Here is a 20647-nt window from a genome sequence, read left to right as displayed (position 1 = left end):
ACCAATATAGAGTGAGGAGGGATAGAAATGATTACAACTCTCGAGTTAAAAGTGTTGTTATTCCAAATAGGAACAGAAATTGTACCACCTAGTAATTTAAAAGAAAAAATTTTAATTCAGGTTAATTTGGTGGAGGGAATAAAACTTAATAATGTTGAGGTGAATAATGATGAGTGAAGTTGTGTTAGCGGTTCAAGATTTAAGTAAAACATATGAGAGTGTAGATACAAATGTTAGGGCGTTACAAAATGTAACTTTGGAGTTAAATAAAGGAGAACTCCTTGCCATAATGGGAACGAGTGGATCTGGAAAGAGTACATTACTAAACATTCTTGGTGCTCTAGATAAGCCCGATGAGGGGGTTATCTATGTAAATGGTAAAGTGCCTACAAATATGTTTGTTGAACCATATGCAACGGAGTACAGGCGGGATAACATAGGATTTATTTTTCAGTCATTCCATTTATTAAAGGATTTATCTGTAGAAGAAAATATTGCGTTACCTCTCATATTATCAACTGATTCAGAAGAGGAGATACGACAAAAAACCAATAAAATATTAGATGTTCTTGGTTTAGTAAATTGGAGAAATCATCGACCAGTTCAGCTTTCTGGGGGACAACAACAGCGTGTTGCAATTGGTAGGGCGTTAATAACATCTCCTCCCATTGTTCTTGCAGATGAACCTACTGGAAATTTAGATTTCAATACGTCTAATGATATTTTACGAGTACTAGTCGATATGAAACAAAGATTTAATCAAAGTATGATTCTTGTTACTCATGATCCACACATTGCTACGTATGCGGATCGGGTTCTTTTCTTTCATAATGGAGAAGTTGTTGATGATTATACGTGTTCTCATGGAGCAAATGATATGAATATTATTTTAGATAAATTTAAAAAATTAATGGAGAAATCAAAATGATAAAATCAGTACGGGGATTAAGCTTACGCTTTTTTAAGACGAATAAATTTATTGTTATTTCCTCTATAGTTAGCGTTATGTTGGCTGTTTCTCTAATTGTTACGATGATTGTATTTTCGAGTCATGCGAAACAGTCTGTTATAAATGAAGTTAAAAGTTTATATGGAGATATGGATTTATCTGTTGGATATAAACCTGATCAAAATAAATTGATGGATAAATCTTTACTACAAAATATTAAGGAACAAGAAAATATTGAATACATGTCAAAAGTATTAGTAAATCATTTGCAAGTGAATAAATTGAATACAGCTATTTATACAGTAGGTGTTCAAAATGATTCGTTATCTAAAAGTCGATATCACTTTTCTAAAAATCTATCAAATGAGGAAGTAACATTAAATGATGGATTAGCAGAAACTTTACAAGTAAAAGTTGGGGAAAAGATTGAAATAGAAAATAAATCCTATGTAGTAAAAGAAGTGTTACCTGATATAGAAGCTGGAGGTTTAGCTCCAGATATACTCATTTTATCGGAAGGTGCGGTGAAACAGCACGTATATGAAAAAACGGGTAAACACAATGAGGCTACTTATGTGTTGATAAAAGCAAAAGAGAATGCAGATGTACTAGCGTTGTCTAGTCAAATTCATAAAATAGACAAAGAATTAAGAATCGATATTGTAGAGGAAGATGAGTTTTTAAAAAGTAATTTAGCATCATTACATATTTTTATAATCGTTTTATCTGCATTAATAATTATTATTACTGCGTTATTATTGATGTCTAATTTTGAAATGTTTTTATATAAATATAAAAGTCAATTTGCTATTATGCGATCAATGGGAGCAACAACGAAACAAATGTTTAAAGTTATATTTATTCAATGTAGTGTAATTAATTTTTTTGGTGGAATATTTGGTTTGTTACTAGCTGTAATAAGTAATCGTTTTTTACAAAGGTGGCTAGAGCATATATTTGCTTTTCAAATGAATTCAATGAGTTTCGACTATAAAATAGCAATTGTAACAATGATTTGTAGTATCTTTTTTATTGAATTGTTTATGTTATATCCTTCATACAGAAGTTCGAAAATATTGCCAGTAAAGCTTATGCGCGAAAATGAAGAATCCGACTTTTCTAATAAAAAAACACGCAGTATGATGGGGAATTTCCTTTTAATTAGTAGTATATTTTTAACTGTTTTAGGTGGATTTTTAGCAAATGCGGGAGATACGCAGGCAATAGTGATATTAATAGGAGCTATATTTCTCGTTTTAGGATTATATATTTTATTTCCGATTTATATTTCTTCGATATTACTAGCATGTCTACCTTTATTGAAAAAAATATTTGGAAGGAACACATTTGTTGCTATTAAAAATGTAATTCCGCAAGTAAGGAAAAATACATTTGTTATCTTAATGATAAGTACAATGATGGTGATAGTTGTCTTCGGATCCACTATATTTAAAACGATGCAAAAAAATAATGAAAGATATTTAAAGCGAGAATTTCCAACACATATTGTTGTAGAAAATCGTTTGAATAATGATTCAACAATTTCCTCACCTCATATACAAAATATATGTAAAGAAATAAGTAGTGTAAAAGGAGCTAGTACGATTAGTACGAACTCACTTGCAGAATTAAAACATGGTGAAAAATATATTACTTTTGACTATAATTTAGGTGATTTGAAGGAAATGGAAAAGCAAGGATTATTGCCAGAAGTACCTGCAAATTTGGAGAATAGTATAATTGTTAAAAAAGAGTTAGCGGAGCGGTATAAACTTCATGTAGGTGATATCGTTCAATTGGGTCTGTTTTCAGAACAGGAACAAAAAGTTCGACCGACTAGTAAGGTAGAAATCGGATTAATTGTTAATGAGCTACCAAATTCGCCTTCGGTACTGATGGATTGGAGTAATGTAACATATAAACAAAGTTATACAGTTTTTGAGCGGGCATTTATTAGTTCAAATAATGAGAGAGAGACGTTGGAGCAATTAAAGAAACTAAAAGGTCAATATCCACAATTAAAAATAAGTAGTTATACTCAATCGTTAAAGCAATCTAATTTAATGTTTCAGCAAAGGTGGTCCATCTTTATTGGTGTTATTGTAGTAATTTTGTTTAGTGTAACATTAGGGGTATGTAATACACTTATAAATAATATTCAATCTAAAAGAAAAGAGTTTGCGATTTTACGAGCAATAACAGTTAAGAAAAAAGGGATTGTACAAATTATTTTGACACAAGTTCATTTATATGTACTTATTGGGATTATACTAGGGGCTTTGATAGGGATATCTTTAACCTATATGGTAAGTATAATAGATCATACACCTGTATATTTTGATTTCAAACTTATCGTAACGGTAATAACGGGGATGTTCGGAATGGTCCTTATTATTTTTATCCCTTTTGCTAATAGAATAGGAAACAGGGATATTGTTCAAGAGGTAAATAAAGATAATAAATAAAATATAGTCAAGATGAATTCCATCTTGACTATATTAATAATTCAATTCGAATTCTGAAAGTCAGTAACAATCCTCTCAATAACAGAAGGAAGATTACTAGGTAACTCATCAAGTGGAAAAAAGCGCAGTTCTTTCGATTCCGTTTGGTCACACACAAGTTCACCGCTGAATTCACGGCAAATATAAACAACGAGTACACCGTGTACTTGATCGCCGTTTGGATAGATTTGAAAGAAATCAGGTCCTGAGTATGCACGGAATAGTTCTGGATTTTTAATAATAAGCCCCGTTTCTTCATATACTTCTCGTTTTAAAGCGTCTTCTAATGTTTCGTTATATTCTAATGCACCACCAATAATGCCCCAGCGGTTAAAATCTGTACGGAGTTGCAGTAATATTTCATTTTTCTCATTTAATATAATGGCGTGTGAACCTATTAAAATAAGTGGATGATTTCCTACTAAATTTCTCATGTCTTCAATATAACCCATATTTGTTCTCCTTATATGTTAATAATAGTTAGGAAGTTCTTTTAACATTGTTTCTGTTTTACGTGCAGTAAAGGCTAAGTTATGATCATCTTTCGTTCTAAAAAATAATGTACGTAAAAAGGTTTTAATGTTGGCACATAAAATACAATATTCATTTAGCGAAAGGCGTTTTCTAATTTGAGGAAGCCTTTTTATTTTTTTATGAATAATTGAAATTAACTCATCTTGCGGGAAGTCATGATATAGCATCGATAGTAACGGCGTAACAATTCGTTCATCTTCATTATTATGAAAAAGGTCAGATGGAATGAAGATTTTATTTAATAAACAATGAATTAATTCTTCGTACCACTTAAAAGTCGTATAGGAATTATGAACAATTTCAGTAAAGGCATCAGATACGTGGGCAAGACAATGAGCCCATCCTTTATTTTCAATATAGCCCCGGAAATCTGTTTCTAAGTTTGTGTATGTAATGAGTTTGTTTTTTATGTCTTCGATATCCTCCTCTGTAAAAAAGTAGTGCGAGTTAGCGAATTGGAGTATTAACGCAATTAACGAGACAGTATAAGAACGTGTGAAAACCCCATCTGTATGTGGGGAGTAAATGTCACAATATAAATACTCATCACTTAAACAAGTTTGTAAAAGTAATTTCAGCTGATCATCCATAAGGAATTCATGATGAATGAAATGTGCAAAACATTTATATATAAGTTGGTAACGAACGTAACTATCAGTCGTTCCGATATACTGAAGCATGTTGAGTGTTAACTCATTTATATCTATATGTTGTAGTTGCGTATAGTCATTTTGTTGTATAAGCTCTAACTGTTGTTGCAGCTCTGTAATATCCAATGGAGAACCTCCTCCGCACTTTAAAGATGCGATGTTTTCTAGTATTCTATATATTCAAGGACAATCCTGCTCATGCAAGGAGAACAAATAGAAATTCGAGTATGACATAGATGAGGGAAGTATATGATGACTATAGAACAGTTAGAAAAACATTTTAAAATAAGAAGAAATGCTTCTTCGATCATGATAAAAGAAAATAATGCAGAGCCTTTTACAGAAGCGCAATTAAAGGAAATGATGCAATATTGCGTTGCTGAGGCTGAAAAAGAGGGAATAGAAAACTTACACTTTGAGATTTCTTCAAAAAGTCCAAATTACGATGTGTATAAAAAATGTTTCGAAACGTATTCATTTGAATATATTACTGAAAACATGATTGTATTTAAGGATATATATGAAGTAGAAGATGTAGAAAGTGAAATTGATTTTAAGCTGATTGAAGAAGTAGGAGAAGATACATTTTATTCTCTTTGGAACGAAATGACGGAAGAACAAGTCACTTATGATCAATTTGTAAATATGATGCTACAAGAAATTGGGGAGCAATGGAAAGAGCATTGTTTAACAGCGAGTATTGATGAAGAGCCAATAGGAATTGTAATCCCGCATATTGAAAGAGGAACGTTAGAAGAAGGAAAACTCATGTATTTCGCAGTCGCTCCAAATATGCGAAATAAAGGGTACGAAGGAGCATTCTTCACAGGTGCAATGTTTGTCTTAAAAGAAATAGGTGCATCTTATTATATTGGCGAGACAAATGTACAAAATGAATGGATGAAGGATGTTTTTGAAAAGAATGGATGTCAGTTACTGAGTTGTACTGAGCGATATGTGAGGGTGTTTTAGGAAGATGGAAAAGGTTCTTGAACTTGTTTAACGGAAATCCGTGTACAACTTATGAACAAATAAAAGAACTTCTTGCCTTTTTGTAAGATAAAAAGAAAAATGAGAACGACAAAGTAGATATTTCTATAATACAATAAAGAAAGATTCGATTATATGAGAAAGCGTTGGTGAAAGAATGGAGCAGCAAAGAAGTGGGTTACAAGCAACTGTAGAAAGAAATGAAGATAATACGTTATATATAAAATGGGAAAATAATATAGAAGAAGTTCGCATTTACTGGAGTACTTCGCCAGATCATATTGAAGAAAATGGCGAATTACTTGCAAAGGTAAATGGAGAATCATCATGTACAATTGTAAACCCGAGTGAAAATGAGCGTCCATATTTTAGACTAGTAGGAAGTAATGGACAAGCAGTGACAGTAGCTGAGCGTAGATTGCCATTACAAGGTGCGTTTAACTTCCGTGATATGGGAGGATATGAGACGACAGATGGCCGTAAAGTAAAATGGGGCAAGTTGTACCGCTCTGAAGAATTAGCAGGACTAACAGAGTGGGATATCGACTATTTACAAAAGTCTGGCTTAAAGTTAATTTGTGACTATCGTACAGACTTCGAGGTAAAGCATAAGCCCAACCCAGAAATTACAGGCGCTCGTCAAGTGTGCTTACCAGTTATGCAAGACTTAGCGAAAGATTTAAATATAAACGAGTTTTTCCAAGTTGGTGACCTTTCTATGTTAGGGAAACCAGGTGAGTATCTTGTGAAAATGAATCAAGATTTCGTAAGTGGTAATGAGGCATTCGTGAGCTTCTTAAACTTAGCGCAAAATCCAGAAAACTTACCGTTAGTAAACCATTGTACAGCTGGAAAAGATCGTACTGGATTTGGATCGGCACTGTTATTACTTTTACTAGGTGTACCGGAAAAAACAGTAATGGAAGACTACTTACTAAGTAACGGTTTCCGTGAAAAATTAAATGAGAAAATGATGGCCTTTTTAGGTGCAAAACTACAAAACGACGAAAGTAGAGCGATATTAGGTGCAATGTTTGAAGCACGTGCTGAATATTTACAAGCTGCGATTGATGAAGTGAAAAAGCAATACGGTTCAGTTGAAGCATATGCTGAAAAAGCTTTAGGCTTTACGAAAGAGTCGTTAGAGGAAATGAAAGAGTTATTGTTAGAGGAAAAATAATGGGGAGGGAGGCTGATGTGGATTAGCCTCCTTTTCTTATTGTTCATATAATTTTGTTCCATAAGGTGATTGATAACCGAATATCGTTGTTTGCATTATGAAATTTTTCGTTGCCTTATTATGCCTATAATAATTGGAATAGCTGTCCCAATTAATAATATTGGTAAAAATAATTTACCAAAACCGCCACTCCAATTTAATGCTATTGAAATTGTTTCAAATTGGATGAAAGAAAAAATAAGTAAACAGACATTTTTTAATTGATTAAGCATTTTTCTGCTATTTAAATAAAACTGATCAGCATTCGATTCATTAAATCTTTTTGGATAGTTATGAACTTCTGGAAACTTTTCTAAAGTCTGCATTAAAAGGAGTATGAATGCTCCTATTCCTGGTAGAAGTAAAAGCTCCCATTTGGATCCCCAACGATCTACAGCCCCATATGCGTTATAATGTGTGGGTACTTCCTCAGGTAATCTTCCCCAAATGATAATCAAAAAAATGATTGATCCAAAGAACAATGAATATCCAATAATATCTCCAACCCATTCACTTTTTGTTCTTGGAATTTTTATTTTAGGTCTTTCCCATGAATTTACTATATTTTTCCGCTCCCTTCCTATAATAACTAGAGTAATACATTTCCTGTATTATCTTTTTAAAATTCAAATCTATTATCAGAATTATCTCAAATTTATAGTATTTTCACAATTAATTATTTTTGAATAACATGACTCATGTATCTTAAGCAACTGTAAGATCTCTGGATAGTAGCTTTTCGTAAAAGAAAAAAATTCGACTTAAGAGTCAATTAATGAGAAAATACAAGTTGTAAATAACGTACTAGTTGAGGAGAGCATAATGAAATATAAAGTTATATTATTCGACGTAGACGATACATTATTAGATTTCCCTGAAACGGAAAGACACGCATTACATAATGCGTTTGTACAGTTCGGGATGCCTACAGGGTATAATGATTATCTTGCAAGTTATAAAGAGATTAGTAATGGATTATGGAGAGATTTAGAAAATAAAATGATTACGCTAAGTGAATTAGCGGTAGATCGATTTAGACAATTATTTGCCCTTCATAATATAAAAGTAGATGCGCAGCAATTTAGCGATGTATATCTTGAAAACTTAGGGAAAGAAGTACATCTTATAGAAGGTGCAGTGCAATTATGTGAGAATCTACAAGATTGCAAGTTAGGTATTATTACGAATGGATATACGAAGGTGCAACAATCGAGAATTGGAAATTCGCCTTTATGTAATTTCTTTGATCATATTATTATTTCAGAAGAGGTTGGTCATCAAAAACCAGCACGTGAGATTTTTGATTATGCGTTTGAAAAGTTTGGGATTACAGATAAATCAAGTGTATTAATGGTTGGAGATTCGCTTTCTTCTGATATGAGAGGCGGAGAAGATTACGGCATTGATACGTGTTGGTATAATCCGAGTTTGAAAGAAAATAGGACAGATGTTAAGCCGAATTATGAAGTGGAGAGTCTGCAACAAATTTTAGAAATTGTAGAAGTGACTAAAGAAAAAGTAGCTTCATTTTAAGTGTATTGATATATGTTCAGTTACAGTTAATATAGGAAAGAGCTGTGTAACAACTAGAGGTGAGTAAAGAATGTTAACGTTTTTATTTGAGTTAGACAAAAGTATTCCGCAGAAGGATGAACCGCGGTATGCCGCATATGCAAATGGCTTTATTGAAGGGGATGTAACGATTCTTGTCGGTGACAGCGTACTTTTCCAGAAGTCCCGTATGAAGGTCGCAGAGCTCGGCATTTATTTAGGACAGTGGATGGAACAAGTGCAAAACGGGCAGAACGAACAGTTGAATTATGAAACGAGTGACCGTGAGGAAGTAATTCTCGGCTTCGTATACGAAGAGGAAGATCAGTGGAGAGTTTCTTCTAGTTGGCAGCAATTTGAACTACAAGAGCGTATATCCACTACAGCATTAGTAGAAAGCGTTGGGCGTTATTTGAAGGAGCTAAATAAGGAACTGCGCGCGATAGAATATCCTGTGACGTTTGATCAGTACTTAAGAGGAGAGCGAATGATGCAGCTTTCTTATAAACGACTGTGTGATAGTAAGGCGGATACGACGTCAATAGAGGTTTATAATGAAAGCGAAAGAGTAGGCGCAGTACGGGGCTATTATAAAAATACGTTGATGAAAGTGCTAGACTTTATTCCAAAAGTCGGTAGTAATATCATTTATGAAATAAAGGATAGTAAGGACAATATTCGCGTCGTTGCAAAGGATGTAAGTAGGCAGCGCCAAAGAAGGATTTTAGTAACGTACATCGATCATCAGGATGCAGAGCATGAAATACTTGTATGTGACGGAAAGTTATTAGATGCAAATTTCTTATTTACCTTTACATTTAAGAGAGAAGAATATGTTGTTCACAAAACTACAATTGGGCTTGGAAAGTTATTACGAAACGGCTATGTAATCGCAGATTGGAACATTCGTCTTGAGGAAGATATGTATGATATTGAGATGAATGTGTATGATGAGGGTTATATAGAAGATCAATATTTACTATTAGGCGTATTTCATGCTGTTTTGTATGGGTGATAAATGAGAAATACCGGCATTCTTCATGGGAAGGATGCCGGTATTTTTATTTATTCTCAAAAATAAAAATCTCATCAATCGTACTATGAAGCGCTTTCGCTATATCGTGAGCAAGCTGTAAGGAAGGATTATATTTTCCTTTTTCAAGATGGCTAATTGTTTCACGGCGTACACCAACACTTTTCGCTAAATCTTCTTGTGTCATGTTCAACTTGGCGCGGTATTCTTTTATTTTCGTTACGAACGCCATGGTGCATCTTCCGTTTCATCAACAGGTTTATCGTAAAAGAACATAGAGAAGCCGAACGTAAGAATGAGTGTGCCGAAAATAAGAGCGATATCAATCTCTTGTAGTACCGGGTTTGGAAATAACATTTCAATAAACAGAATGATAGCGGTAGTTAGTAATGTAACGATAAAGGCATTGCGGCACGATTTATTGACGATTTGTTCAAATAGTTCATCGTGTTGAACCGTTCTATACGATGTGAAAAAGGAGAAGAAACAAAACATAGTAAACAATCCTTTGTCGTAAAAAAAGCCGAGAAATCCAAAGAAACCGAGAAACCCTAAATATTTAATCCAAGTAGTTTTCATAATAGGTCCTCCTTAGAATGTTAGAAATAATTCACGTTATGTTATAAATATATCACATGTAAAAATGTATAGTAATAATAGTTTTCCAATTCTTTTCATAATAATAGTAAAAAGAGGAAATATACTGCGAAATAAAGAGGATAATATTGTAAAATGGTTGTAAGGAGGGGGAGGAAGGTATGTTAACTTGGATCATGATCGTTGTATTACTTGTAGTCATTACTGTAGTTGCGACGGTGTTAATCGGGCGAAATGGTGATGCGAATTATAGTAAGGCGACAAAGGGGAATATTAGAAGACTTACGATGATTTATATTATACTAGCTGTCGTTTTAATCGTTGGGTTAGGTTTGTATATTTATTTTAAAGGTTAAAAACTGAAAAATAAAAAAATCTAAAAATATAAGTATGCTATAATGTTAATATAGTTATTTGGTAATTAAGGAAAGGATTGGATGTAATGATTGAAATTACAAATGTGTCAAAAAGTTATAATGGGTCTACTTATGCAGTGAAAGATTTAAGTTTATCTGTGCCTAGCGGAGAAATTTTTGGATTTTTAGGGCCGAATGGTGCGGGTAAATCAACGACAATTAAGATGATTACTGGTATTCATGGGGTGGACAAAGGAACGATTACGATTAATGGTATAGATATTATGAAAAATCCGATGGAAGCGAAAAGGACGTTTGGTTATGTCCCAGATAGCCCAGATATGTTTTTACGATTAAAAGGAATTGAATATTTAAACTTTATGGCAGATATGTATGAAGTGCCGAAAGAAGTACGACAAGAGCGAATTGAGTCTTTAGCGAAGAAATTTGATCTTTACAATGCGTTATCGGATCAAATTCAAAGTTATTCGCACGGTATGAGACAAAAAATCGTTATTATTGGTGTGCTCGTGCATGAGCCAGATATATGGATTTTAGATGAACCGTTAACGGGGCTTGATCCGAAATCCGCATATATTTTAAAAGAAATGATGAGAGAACATGCGGATAAAGGAAAGATTGTATTTTTCTCGACACACGTATTAGAAGTAGCAGAAAAAATATGTGACCGCGTTGCAATTATTAATAAGGGCAATCTTCAGTTTAAAGGGAATTTAGATGAAATGAGAGATCATTTTAAATCCAATGAATCACTTGAAAAAATGTTCTTGGAGATGACGGGCAATGAGTAAAATTTGGACGTTAACGAAAGTATTATTAAAATTAAATTATGCAGATTTTATAACAGATAAGAAGAAGCGATGGGCGTATGTATTTTCATTTGCAGCCATTTTATTTGTCGGCTTTTTACTATTTGGTTCTATCACGCACGCAATGTATGAGGGAATGATACATTTAGGGCAAGATCCAGGAATGATTATCGCAATGGGACTTGCGATTGCGAGTATATGGGTATTTTTAATGAGTATAACGAACATTTTAACTGTATTTTACTATAGTAATGACATTGAAATGTTACTACCATTACCATTAAAACCAGCGCAAATTATTTCGGCGAAATTTTTAACAGTATTAATAACACAATACGTAATGAGTTCATTCATTTTATTACCAATCTTTATTACGTACGGGTTAAAAAGTAGTGCATTTATTACATATTACATATACATGATTTTTATTTACTTACTCTTCCCGATTGTGCCGTTAGTACTAGCTTCGTTACTGATGACAGTTATTATGAGGTATACAAATATAGCAAAAAATAAAGACCGAGGAAATATATTTATTGGAATTGTAAGTATACTATTTATTGTAGGAATTAATGTATTTTTACAGTGGAAAAATAAAAGCTCGTTTTCTGAAGATGCAATTGCGGATTACCTTGCGAACAACCAATCTTCTCTTTTAGTACAAATGACAAACTATTTTCCAACTACATATTTCGGAGCAGTGGCATTAGTAGAAAATGCAAATTGGAAGGGTCCTTTATACGTATTAATCTTTGCACTTATTTCATTTGTATTTTTTGTGTTGTTTTATTACATTGCAGAGCGTACATATTTAAAAGGGGTTATTGGACTTTCAACGAGTACAGCAAAAAAAGAGGTCATTTCAGCAGAAGGATTACAGAAATCAACGGTACAAAGTTCACATTTAAAAGCGTATGTGAAAAAGGAATTTAAAACGTTATTCCGTACACCACAATTTTTCTTAAATTGTATCGTACAAACTTTCGTTATGCCGATTATGTTATTCTTTGTTTTATTCGTGCAAGACGGGAATTTAAAGTGGATTACAGGGTATATTGATAACCCAAAATCAGCAGGCCTTGCAATTGGCGTGGGTCTTTGTGCATCGCTATTTTTAATGGGAAGTAACGTCATCGCAACAACATCATTTTCACGTGATGGAAGTTCATGGTTTGTAAATCGTTATTTACCTGTAAAAGCTTCAGATATCTTTTTTGCGAAAGCGATAACGGCTTGGTTAATTAATGTGATCATTTTAGCAGTATTCGGCATTACGATGGCAGTTGTAGCAGGGATTTCTCCTGTATTTATGTTACTGTGGTTTTTACTAAGTGCGAACGGGTTACTGTTAATTAATTTAATCGGTACACGCTGGGATGCACAAACTGCAGATATTCATTGGGATACAGAACAGAAATTATTTAAGAGCCGATATACAACATTGTGGAATTTCTTAGCTAATATTTTTATAGCTTTAGTTATTGTTGCGGGAGTAGGTTTATTATACTTCTTCCTTCAAGTAGGATTGTGGGTAATGTTTATCGTTTTATTTGTAATGTTTACGATTGTAAATTATATCTTCATTAAAATTTTAAAATTAGGTGCAGAACGTATATTGTCAAATATTGAATAAATAGATAGATCCTCTGTATTCGTGCAGAGGATTTATCCATAGATGGAGGAGAAAAGGTGAAGAAAATAGCAATTGTAACAGGGGCAACTCGTCTGAATGGAATTGGTGCAGCTGTATGCAAGGTGCTTGCTCAAGAAGGGATAGACATTTTTTTCACGTACTGGTCTCAGTATGATAAAGCGATGCCGTGGGGAATGCATGACAAAGAGCCCTTTTTGTTGAAAGAGGAGATTGAAAGTTTAGGTGTTCAATGTGAAATGGCAGAAATCAATTTATCGCAGTCGTATTCGCCCAATCGTTTGTTTTATATGGTCTCAGAACGTTTAGGTGATCCATCTATTTTAATTAATAATGCAGCGTATGCTACTCATACGAGAATTGAGGAATTAAACGTAGAACAGTTAGATAAACATTATACAGTGAATGTTCGCGCTACTATGTTATTAAGTTCATTATTTATAAAACATTATGCAAGCAAGGAGAGTGGAAGTATTATTAATCTTACTTCAGGGCAGTCGTTAGGGCCAATGCCTGATGAACTAGCATACGTAGCGACGAAAGGAGCAATTGAAGCATTTACAAAATCAGTAGCACCTGTTGCGATGGAGAAGGGGATTACAGTTAATGCTGTTGATCCTGGACCGACGAATACAGGATGGATTACAGAGGAACTGAAGCATCATTTAGTATGGAAGTTTCCGCAAAATAAAGTAGGGGAACCGGCGGACGCAGCACGCTTAATTTCTTTTTTAGTAAGTGAAGAAGCAAAATGGATTACGGGTCAAGTTATTCATTCGAACGGCGGTTACTCATAAATATATTATGTTAACAATTATTGAGAAACAAAAAAATGAAGGGAAATTTTATTTTTTTGTTTAAATAAAATGTCAAGAAAGATAAAAATTTGATAGGAGAGTATATCGTTATATGAAGATCGTAATTCTTCATGTGACAATATACTCTTTTTCTTTTGCCAAAGAGAAGAAAAATGTAGTAGAAGAAACTCGAATGTTCAAATAGATTTATCGTTTTTTGTACGTATTATTATGAAGATTACTGTCGGAAAGATGGTAATTCGTATGAAAAGGGATTTTTTAAGGGGAAATCGAATCGTAAAGGGGAGGATAAATAAAGTAAACATAGGGGGATTTATATGAAAATGAAAAAGGTCGCTATCGCATCGATAACAATTGGTACAATGCTTACTATGGCAGCTTGTAGTCCATCAGCAGATAAAGAGACAGAAAAGAAAGAGCAAGTAACAGCGCAAAATGAAGGAGAAGCAAAAACGACAAGTGCAGATGAAACGTCAAAAACAACGAAAGATACTGACAAAGAAACAAATACTTCTTCAAACGAAAAAACAGAGAAAGATGCAAAAAATACGAAAGAATCATCAGGAACAGAAAGTAACGGTAAAACGTCATCGCAAAATGAGAATGTGAAAACAAAAGAAAAAGAGACGACAGGAAAAACGAATGATCAAACGACTAGCGGAAAAACAACAGATCAAAGTACAAGTACAAGTACAAACGCAAACGGGAAAACAACGAAAGATCCAAAGAAAAGCGTAGCTGTGAAAACAAATGTAAAAGAAGTTGCTGCATTAGTTGATAGTTTAGACAAGCAATTAGCTGCCAATCCGAAATTAGAAACAGTAAATAAACTTGGAAAACAAATTAATGAAAAGTGGGATGTGATTGAGAAAGAGCTAGAAGCATCACACCCAGCTGAATATAAAACAATTGGACAAAGTATGTACCCGTTAATTGTAGGAGCGGAGAAAGAAAAGATAGATATTAATAAAATGAAGTCATTAACGACGAAAACGAAAAAAGATTTAACTCAGTTATTAACGAAACTTTCGTAGTTTTAAAAGCCTACTGTGTAAGTAGGCTTTTTTATGTTGAGAGTGTAATGAAAGTTTATGGGAATCCTAATGAAGAAAGGATAGTGATAAATATGACAATTGATCGGATTTGTACAATAGGGCCAGCAAGTAATAATAAAGAAACATTAGCGCAGTTAATAAACAATGGCATGAAAATAGTGCGGTTGAATTTATCACATGGCACGCATGAAAGTCATAAAGATATCATTCATTTAGTCAAATCGTTAGATGATTCTATTAAAATTTTAGGCGATGTACAAGGCCCTAAAATAAGATTAGGTGAAGTAAAAGGAGAACAAATTACGCTTCAGGCGGGAGATTCTTTTATTTTACATACGCAACCAGTTACAGGGAGCAATGAAGAAGCAAGTGTTGATTATGAAGGAATTGCGAATGATGTGAAAGTGGGAAGTAGAATTTTAATTAATGATGGTGAAGTTGAGTTAATCGTTGAGAAGGTAAGTACGGATAAAATAGAAACAAAGGTGAAAACGGGTGGTAATATTTCCTCACATAAAGGGGTGAACTTACCGGGGGCAATCGTTAGTTTACCGGCTATTACAGAGAAAGATAAAAAAGATATTCAGTTTCTTTTAGAAGAGGAAGTCGATTTTATTGCGTGTTCTTTTGTGAGAAAATCTAGCCATATAAAAGAAATAAGGGATTTTATAAAAGGGCATAAAGAAACTGCTCCTAATTTAATTGCTAAAATAGAAACGATGGAAGCAATCGAGAATTTTCAAGATATTTGTAAAGAAGTAGATGGAATTATGATTGCAAGGGGGGATTTAGGAGTAGAGTTACCGTATCAATTTATTCCGCTCTTGCAGAAAATGATGATTCAGGAATGTAATCGAACGAATACATATGTTATTACAGCGACACAAATGCTTCAATCAATGGTAGATCATTCTATTCCAACAAGGGCTGAGGTGACTGATGTGTTTCAAGCTGTACTCGACGGAACGAATGCTGTTATGCTTTCTGCTGAAAGTGCATCAGGCGAGCATCCGATTGAAAGTGTAAAAACATTACGTCTCGTTTCAGAATTTGCGGAACATGTGAAAAAAGACGGTCCTTTTGTGATGAAAGATGTACTGGAATTGCTGCATAAGTCTTTGGATGAGTGATAAAGTGAAACTTTAATCAGTGGAGGGTTTGTCCATCCCCACTGATTATTAGCCTTCACCAATCGGGCTTTAACGGGCAGTGGACCTCCTACCTAACTGCTCCATATTCGCCGAATTTTGAGGTGGGAGTCTTACTGCACGGCGAATAGCGGGATAAATAAAAAGAGGGCGGATATGCATCCGTCCTCTTGTGTTTCATTCCTATTCTTCTTGCTCTTGCTCTTGCTCATCCAAAATCTTTTCAAATGCAGCAGATACTTTATCAAACTCTTCATCATTTTCAATGTATGAGAATTCATTATCTTCTTCTACTTTTAAAAAGAAAATATCAATGTCTTCCTCAGTTTCGGTTTGGATATCCTCCACAAAGGCAACGGCAATATATTCTGCGCCTTCGACATCCATCGCTCCAAGTACTTCTACCTCTTGCTCTTCGTTATTCTCATCACTAAGAGTAAACACTTCGCCAACTTCAATATCAGACATATTCATTCTCCTCCTGTCCAGCTCTAATAAATAGAGTGTTTAAACTGCATACATACTAATATAGTTTTCCATGAAAAATCAATTTCATACATAAGAAAAATGAAATTCTACTTCTTTAGTATGCGTATACAGCTATAAGGAGCGCGTGTTATCTTACTAAATCCATTCAACAATTGTATCCATAGTCTGTCTTGTTTTATCGCGCTTTGGCTCTTCTTTACGGTAACCAAAGGCAACCATAACTGATACTTCAAGATTATCGTCTTTTATAATGCCTTCTTGACGAAGTAAAGAATCTACTTTCTCTTTATCAAATCCTTCTATTGGACAAGAATCAATACCGATTTGAGCTGCGCTCGTCATCATATTACCTAAAGCAATATAAGTTTGCTTAGATGCCCAATCAAATACAGCACGATCGGATTGTAATAAGTTAAAATCTGTTTCCTGGAACTTTTTGAAGAATTCATATCTAATTTGTTGAGTGTCTTCAGGTAATCCAATAATATCGTTCATCATATGTTTAATATACTCTGCATCATAATGCATATCTTTAATATTTCTTGAAAGAACAATAACAAAGTGACTAGCTGTTGCAAGTTGCCCACCAGCGCCCCATGAATGTGGTTGTAGTTTTTCTCTTAATTCTTTATTTTGTACGACAATAAATTTCCAAGGTTCATATCCAAAAGAAGAAGGAGATAATCTGCCTGTTTCTAAAATGAAATGAAAATCTTCTTCTGAAATTTTGTGCATAGGATCGAACTCTTTACATGCATGTCTGAAATGAAAGGCCTCCATAATTTTCTCTTTTGTAATTTGTTTTGTATTTGTCATAAAAGTTCCTCTTTTCATTAATGTATTTTGTAAGTAAATTATATTTTTAAAGTAACATAGAAACAAGTACGCACATTTATGTGTTATAGTATCAAAAAAGATACTATTGATAAGGGAAGGGATTTTTGATGGATTGTTCAAACGAAAATAATATAAATTACCCATTTTTAAATAAATATTCTTGTCCAGTGGAAGCTATGGTTGAGGTTATTGGTGGAAAATGGAAAGGGGTTATTTTGTATCATTTATTAGATGGTACAAAGAGGTTTAATGAATTAAAAAGATTAAAACCTAATATCACACAAAGAATGTTAACACTGCAGCTGAGAGAACTTGAAGCGGATGGCATTATACATCGTGAAGTATACCGTGAAGTGCCTCCGAAAGTAGAATATTCATTAACAGAGCTTGGTGAATCACTACGTCCAATCATTCTATTAATGATGGAATGGGCGACTCAAAATATGGAGAAAGTTTTGGAGAGTAGGAATACGAAAAATAATAGTTAAGAGTTGTAGAAATAAAAGGTGTTTTCCATATGTGAAGACACCTTTTATTTTTTACTTTCTAAACTTTTGGTTGTAATTAAAATGCATGAGAATCTATTCTTGGGATGTACTATTGATTTTGCTATGAATCAAAAACTTCCTTTTTAGTAGTAGAAGCGGCATCTAATAAAAGGAAAACGGCTGCTATAAAATGTAGAACCATTTCTATATAAGGAAAGAAGGCAAATAGGGTAACGATAATACCGATAGAATGAGGATACGTATTCAGGCCTTCTTTTTTAGCTAATAAGATGGTAGTGATATGTAAAGCAATCAATAGTAGCAAAGGTATCCCATATAGGTTAACAAGACTTGGAAATATATAATAGCAAGGAAGTAATAAAAGGTGATAGATCCCTGTGATCCACTTTAGTGCTTGTATGTAGGTTTTCAAAGTTAATCCTCCTAAAACAATTCATATCTATATATTACCAAAATTAATAGGTGATAGGATATTAAATATTTGTGGTTATTAGTTAAAGGTAATTATTTTATGTTAACTAATTGTTTCGTTATCTTTAAAATAGAAAAACCACCCAAACGAGGGTGGTTCGTATTATAAATAACTACTTAAAGAAGAAAGGGGAACCTTCACCTCACTACCTTCCTTCATATTCCGCAGCACAACAGTGTCTGTACTAAGTTCTTCTTCCCCGATAATAAGCACATAAGGGATATTCTCTTTATTTGCATAATTAAGGGCACGTTTTAATTTACGGCCTGCTAGTTCAAGTTCGATTTTTAAGGAAGTGGTAGAACGTAATCGCTGGGCAATTTGTAAGCATTGTAACTCTGTACCGATTGGGATGATAAATATATCTGCTGTAGATGATATTGTTTCTTTCTGAGATAGTGCTGTATAAATAACGTCTAAACCGAATGAAATACCGACTGTTGGATAGCTCATGTTATCGCCACGGAATGCTCCGATAATATTATCGTATCGACCGCCGCTACCGATGCTGGATGTAATCGAGCCGTCTTTTAGAAAGATTTCATATACGGTGCCTGTATACATTGTAAGTCCTCGCGCTAAAAACGGATTGAATATAGCATTTTCATTTATTCCAAGGGCGATTAAATATTGCTGTAATTGTTGTAATTCGTTTACTCCCTCGGCAACGAGTGGAGTATTGAAAGCCTCTTTAAAGTCAGCAATTGAAAGCTTTAGACAAGATAAAACGGTATTACATATCGTATCAGCCATTTCTTCAGAAATTCCGCGCTCAAGTACATCTTTTCGTACACCGTCAATCCCAATCTTTTCGATTTTGTCTAATGATAAAATGACGTCACTCGTTCGTTCAGTAGGGATGTTAATAGACTGGAGAATACCGTTCAACAATTTTCGGTTATTATATTGGATCGTTACTTCTAAGTTTAACGTTCGGAACAGTTCAAACGCCATACTCATAAGTTCTGCTTCTGCCATGACAGATTCTACACCGACTATATCAACGTCACATTGAATGAACTCACGAAATCTTCCTTGTTTAATGGGCCCATCTCGAAATACTTTTCCAATTTCATACCGTTTAAAAGGGAGGCGGATGTTCGGATTCATTGCCACGACTTTTGCAAATGGAATTGTTAAATCGTAGCGTAAGGCAAGTTCGCGTTTTCCTTGATCTTGAAGCGTATATATTTCTTTTAATATTTCATCACCGCCGCCGTACTTGTAAGACATAAGCTCATACATATTTAACGTTGGTGTTTCTAACGGTTTACATCCGTATCGTTCAAACGTATCTTCACAAGCTCTTTTAATTTTATTTCGCAGTACTTGTTCTTCTGGTAAATAGTCTTTCGTTCCTTTTACATTTTTCATTTCCATTGTAATCACTCCTTTTTTAAATGAAAAAAAGCTATGCAGGTATAAAAATACCCACATAGCTTTATGAACGCTTCGTGGGTCAACAGGAAAAGCCCTGTACCCACGAAGAAAAATTTTTCTTCGGATACACGGCGTTACGTATGATGATGAAGTTGGAAAGAAGTATTAAAATTTTGCATTAGAAATCTCTCCTTAACATAAGTTTTTCCAAATTATATCAGATGATTTTTGAATTATCAATATTTTTAGTTTTGAAATATACGTGAAGTTATGTAGGGGAAATGGAAAAGGTGTATAATAAAACTTAATAATATGAAATAACCTTTTAAGGAGAGCGCTATGAAAAAAGATAAAACAAATGCGATGCGAATATTAGATAAAGAGAAAATTGAATATTCGATGATGTCATATGATCCGGAAGATGGAAAAATTGATGGTGTATCAGTAGCTGAGAAAATTGGACGCGAAGTGAGAGAAGTATATAAAACGTTAATCGCTCAAGGGAATAGTAAAAATTATCATGTGTTTATCATTCCGGTAGATGAAGAACTAAATTTAAAAGCTGCTGCAAAATCAGTTGGTGAAAAGAAAATTGAAATGATTCCTGTTAAAGATATTACGAAAGTGTCAGGATATATTCGCGGTGGTTGTTCACCAGTAGGGATGAAGAAGTTATTTTCAACATGCATTGATAAGAGTGCGCAATCGCTTGAAACGATCATAGTAAGCGGCGGGAAAATTGGTATACAAATTGAGCTGAAAGTGGATGAGTTGGCAAAAGTGACGAGAGCGCAGTTTGGTGAGGTAACGAAATAAATATACATAGGGAAAGAAGTTCTAGTTTTATAGGATAGTTAGCCCATTATGGGGGCTAATTATCCTTTTTTTGCTACTGATAACGATAATTATGTAAGTAAGCTGTCCACATGGGCCATAGCCATCAAGTTTAAAAAATGAGTCCGATGCTTTTTGGCATCGGACTCATTTTTTTACAATAAGGAGTAGAAGCGTACGGTTTTGGACATACTCAAATAAGACTCTCTGGATTTCGTATTTTTTATACGGCTTTGTGAAG

The 20647-nt window shown here is 33.9% G+C and carries 24 protein-coding genes; 15 read left to right on the top strand and 9 right to left on the bottom strand.

Features of this window, described 5'->3' with window-relative positions; all coding sequences use genetic code 11:
* Positions 1-27 precede the first annotated feature (27 nt).
* From AC3WVA_RS23290 to AC3WVA_RS23280, 3 genes are read left to right on the top strand one after another with little or no spacing between them, the layout of a single operon-like run.
* Positions 28-177: a hypothetical protein gene (locus AC3WVA_RS23290; RefSeq protein ID WP_000633429.1), complete on the top strand. Its 150-nt coding sequence runs from the start codon at positions 28-30 to the stop codon at positions 175-177.
* Positions 170-928 carry an ABC transporter ATP-binding protein gene (locus AC3WVA_RS23285; RefSeq protein WP_492322199.1) on the top strand — a complete coding sequence of 253 codons (759 nt, stop codon included), beginning with the start codon at positions 170-172 and terminating at the stop codon, positions 926-928. Before AC3WVA_RS23290 ends, AC3WVA_RS23285 begins: the two co-directional genes overlap by 8 nt.
* The gene (locus AC3WVA_RS23280; protein ID WP_098881561.1) at positions 925-3414 is read left to right on the top strand and encodes an FtsX-like permease family protein; all 2490 of its coding nucleotides are present in this window, start codon (positions 925-927) and stop codon (positions 3412-3414) included. Before AC3WVA_RS23285 ends, AC3WVA_RS23280 begins: the two co-directional genes overlap by 4 nt.
* A gap of 41 nt (positions 3415-3455) precedes the next feature.
* Here AC3WVA_RS23280 and AC3WVA_RS23275 read toward each other — a convergent pair whose 3' ends face one another.
* Together AC3WVA_RS23275 and AC3WVA_RS23270 are read right to left on the bottom strand one after the other, a co-directional pair.
* Positions 3456-3905, bottom strand: a complete 450-nt coding sequence (locus AC3WVA_RS23275; RefSeq protein WP_098881560.1) for an NUDIX hydrolase — start codon at positions 3903-3905, stop codon at positions 3456-3458.
* 18 nt (positions 3906-3923) lie between these two features.
* Entirely contained in the window at positions 3924-4763 is an 840-nt protein-coding gene (locus AC3WVA_RS23270) for a DUF2785 domain-containing protein (RefSeq protein WP_048525161.1), read from the bottom strand.
* Between the two features lie 123 nt (positions 4764-4886).
* Here AC3WVA_RS23270 and AC3WVA_RS23265 point away from each other — a divergent pair, with 123 nt between their 5' ends.
* On the top strand, positions 4887-5609 hold the full coding sequence (locus tag AC3WVA_RS23265) for a GNAT family N-acetyltransferase (RefSeq protein ID WP_098345537.1): 723 nt from the start codon (positions 4887-4889) through the stop codon (positions 5607-5609).
* 175 nt (positions 5610-5784) lie between these two features.
* Positions 5785-6807, top strand: coding sequence for a tyrosine-protein phosphatase (locus tag AC3WVA_RS23260; protein WP_098345538.1), 1023 nt, complete (start codon positions 5785-5787; stop codon positions 6805-6807).
* A 95-nt stretch (positions 6808-6902) separates the two neighbouring features.
* On the opposite strand, the gene AC3WVA_RS23255 is transcribed toward AC3WVA_RS23260, so the two are convergent.
* Positions 6903-7328 carry a DUF1648 domain-containing protein gene (locus AC3WVA_RS23255; RefSeq protein ID WP_098521471.1) on the bottom strand — a complete coding sequence of 142 codons (426 nt, stop codon included), beginning with the start codon at positions 7326-7328 and terminating at the stop codon, positions 6903-6905.
* A 340-nt stretch (positions 7329-7668) separates the two neighbouring features.
* On the opposite strand from AC3WVA_RS23255, the gene AC3WVA_RS23250 reads away from it, so the two are divergent.
* Positions 7669-8379 (top strand): YjjG family noncanonical pyrimidine nucleotidase, encoded by a 711-nt coding sequence (locus AC3WVA_RS23250; protein ID WP_098345540.1) that lies wholly within the window; start codon positions 7669-7671, stop codon positions 8377-8379.
* Positions 8380-8449: 70 nt separating this feature from the next.
* Positions 8450-9412: a tubby C-terminal domain-like protein gene (locus AC3WVA_RS23245; protein ID WP_098881559.1), complete on the top strand. Its 963-nt coding sequence runs from the start codon at positions 8450-8452 to the stop codon at positions 9410-9412.
* Positions 9413-9458: 46 nt separating this feature from the next.
* On the opposite strand, the gene AC3WVA_RS23240 is transcribed toward AC3WVA_RS23245, so the two are convergent.
* Both AC3WVA_RS23240 and AC3WVA_RS23235 read right to left on the bottom strand, forming a co-directional pair.
* Positions 9459-9662 carry a helix-turn-helix transcriptional regulator gene (locus tag AC3WVA_RS23240; RefSeq protein ID WP_044793191.1) on the bottom strand — a complete coding sequence of 68 codons (204 nt, stop codon included), beginning with the start codon at positions 9660-9662 and terminating at the stop codon, positions 9459-9461.
* A complete protein-coding gene (locus AC3WVA_RS23235; RefSeq protein WP_098345542.1) occupies positions 9650-10009 on the bottom strand; it encodes a DUF3796 domain-containing protein in 360 nt (119 codons plus the stop codon). Before AC3WVA_RS23235 ends, AC3WVA_RS23240 begins: the two co-directional genes overlap by 13 nt.
* Positions 10010-10188: 179 nt before the next feature.
* Between AC3WVA_RS23235 and AC3WVA_RS23230 the strand changes: the two genes are divergently transcribed.
* From AC3WVA_RS23230 to AC3WVA_RS23205, 6 genes are all read left to right on the top strand, one after another.
* Positions 10189-10383 (top strand): hypothetical protein, encoded by a 195-nt coding sequence (locus tag AC3WVA_RS23230; protein ID WP_000958869.1) that lies wholly within the window; start codon positions 10189-10191, stop codon positions 10381-10383.
* 86 nt (positions 10384-10469) lie between these two features.
* Complete coding sequence (locus AC3WVA_RS23225) at positions 10470-11195, top strand: ABC transporter ATP-binding protein (RefSeq protein WP_048525168.1); 726 nt, start codon at positions 10470-10472, stop codon at positions 11193-11195.
* A complete protein-coding gene (locus tag AC3WVA_RS23220; protein ID WP_088315878.1) occupies positions 11188-12846 on the top strand; it encodes a putative ABC transporter permease subunit in 1659 nt (552 codons plus the stop codon). Before AC3WVA_RS23225 ends, AC3WVA_RS23220 begins: the two co-directional genes overlap by 8 nt.
* A gap of 56 nt (positions 12847-12902) precedes the next feature.
* Positions 12903-13661, top strand: a complete 759-nt coding sequence (locus tag AC3WVA_RS23215; protein WP_098345543.1) for an SDR family oxidoreductase — start codon at positions 12903-12905, stop codon at positions 13659-13661.
* 338 nt (positions 13662-13999) lie between these two features.
* Entirely contained in the window at positions 14000-14716 is a 717-nt protein-coding gene (locus tag AC3WVA_RS23210) for a hypothetical protein (protein WP_098345545.1), read from the top strand.
* 92 nt (positions 14717-14808) lie between these two features.
* Positions 14809-15867 carry a pyruvate kinase gene (locus tag AC3WVA_RS23205; protein ID WP_098521478.1) on the top strand — a complete coding sequence of 353 codons (1059 nt, stop codon included), beginning with the start codon at positions 14809-14811 and terminating at the stop codon, positions 15865-15867.
* Between the two features lie 201 nt (positions 15868-16068).
* On the opposite strand, the gene AC3WVA_RS23200 is transcribed toward AC3WVA_RS23205, so the two are convergent.
* Entirely contained in the window at positions 16069-16359 is a 291-nt protein-coding gene (locus tag AC3WVA_RS23200; protein WP_142342073.1) for a DUF1292 domain-containing protein, read from the bottom strand.
* 150 nt (positions 16360-16509) lie between these two features.
* Complete coding sequence (locus AC3WVA_RS23195; protein WP_098345547.1) at positions 16510-17190, bottom strand: NAD(P)H-dependent oxidoreductase; 681 nt, start codon at positions 17188-17190, stop codon at positions 16510-16512.
* A gap of 128 nt (positions 17191-17318) precedes the next feature.
* On the opposite strand from AC3WVA_RS23195, the gene AC3WVA_RS23190 reads away from it, so the two are divergent.
* Entirely contained in the window at positions 17319-17699 is a 381-nt protein-coding gene (locus AC3WVA_RS23190; protein WP_071758723.1) for a winged helix-turn-helix transcriptional regulator, read from the top strand.
* Between the two features lie 121 nt (positions 17700-17820).
* Here AC3WVA_RS23190 and AC3WVA_RS23185 read toward each other — a convergent pair whose 3' ends face one another.
* Positions 17821-18132: a hypothetical protein gene (locus tag AC3WVA_RS23185; RefSeq protein ID WP_098881557.1), complete on the bottom strand. Its 312-nt coding sequence runs from the start codon at positions 18130-18132 to the stop codon at positions 17821-17823.
* Positions 18133-18294: 162 nt separating this feature from the next.
* Entirely contained in the window at positions 18295-19572 is a 1278-nt protein-coding gene (locus AC3WVA_RS23180; protein WP_098881556.1) for a histidine--tRNA ligase, read from the bottom strand.
* A 339-nt stretch (positions 19573-19911) separates the two neighbouring features.
* Between AC3WVA_RS23180 and ybaK the strand changes: the two genes are divergently transcribed.
* The gene (gene ybaK, locus AC3WVA_RS23175; protein WP_098345550.1) at positions 19912-20388 is read left to right on the top strand and encodes a Cys-tRNA(Pro) deacylase; all 477 of its coding nucleotides are present in this window, start codon (positions 19912-19914) and stop codon (positions 20386-20388) included.
* Positions 20389-20647: the final 259 nt, after the last annotated feature.

The sequence above is a fragment of the Bacillus sp. EB106-04-02-XG92 genome, assembly GCF_058791995.1.
The sequence above is the reverse complement of the archived record's forward strand: the minus strand, read 5'-3'. Positions and strand labels throughout refer to the sequence as shown.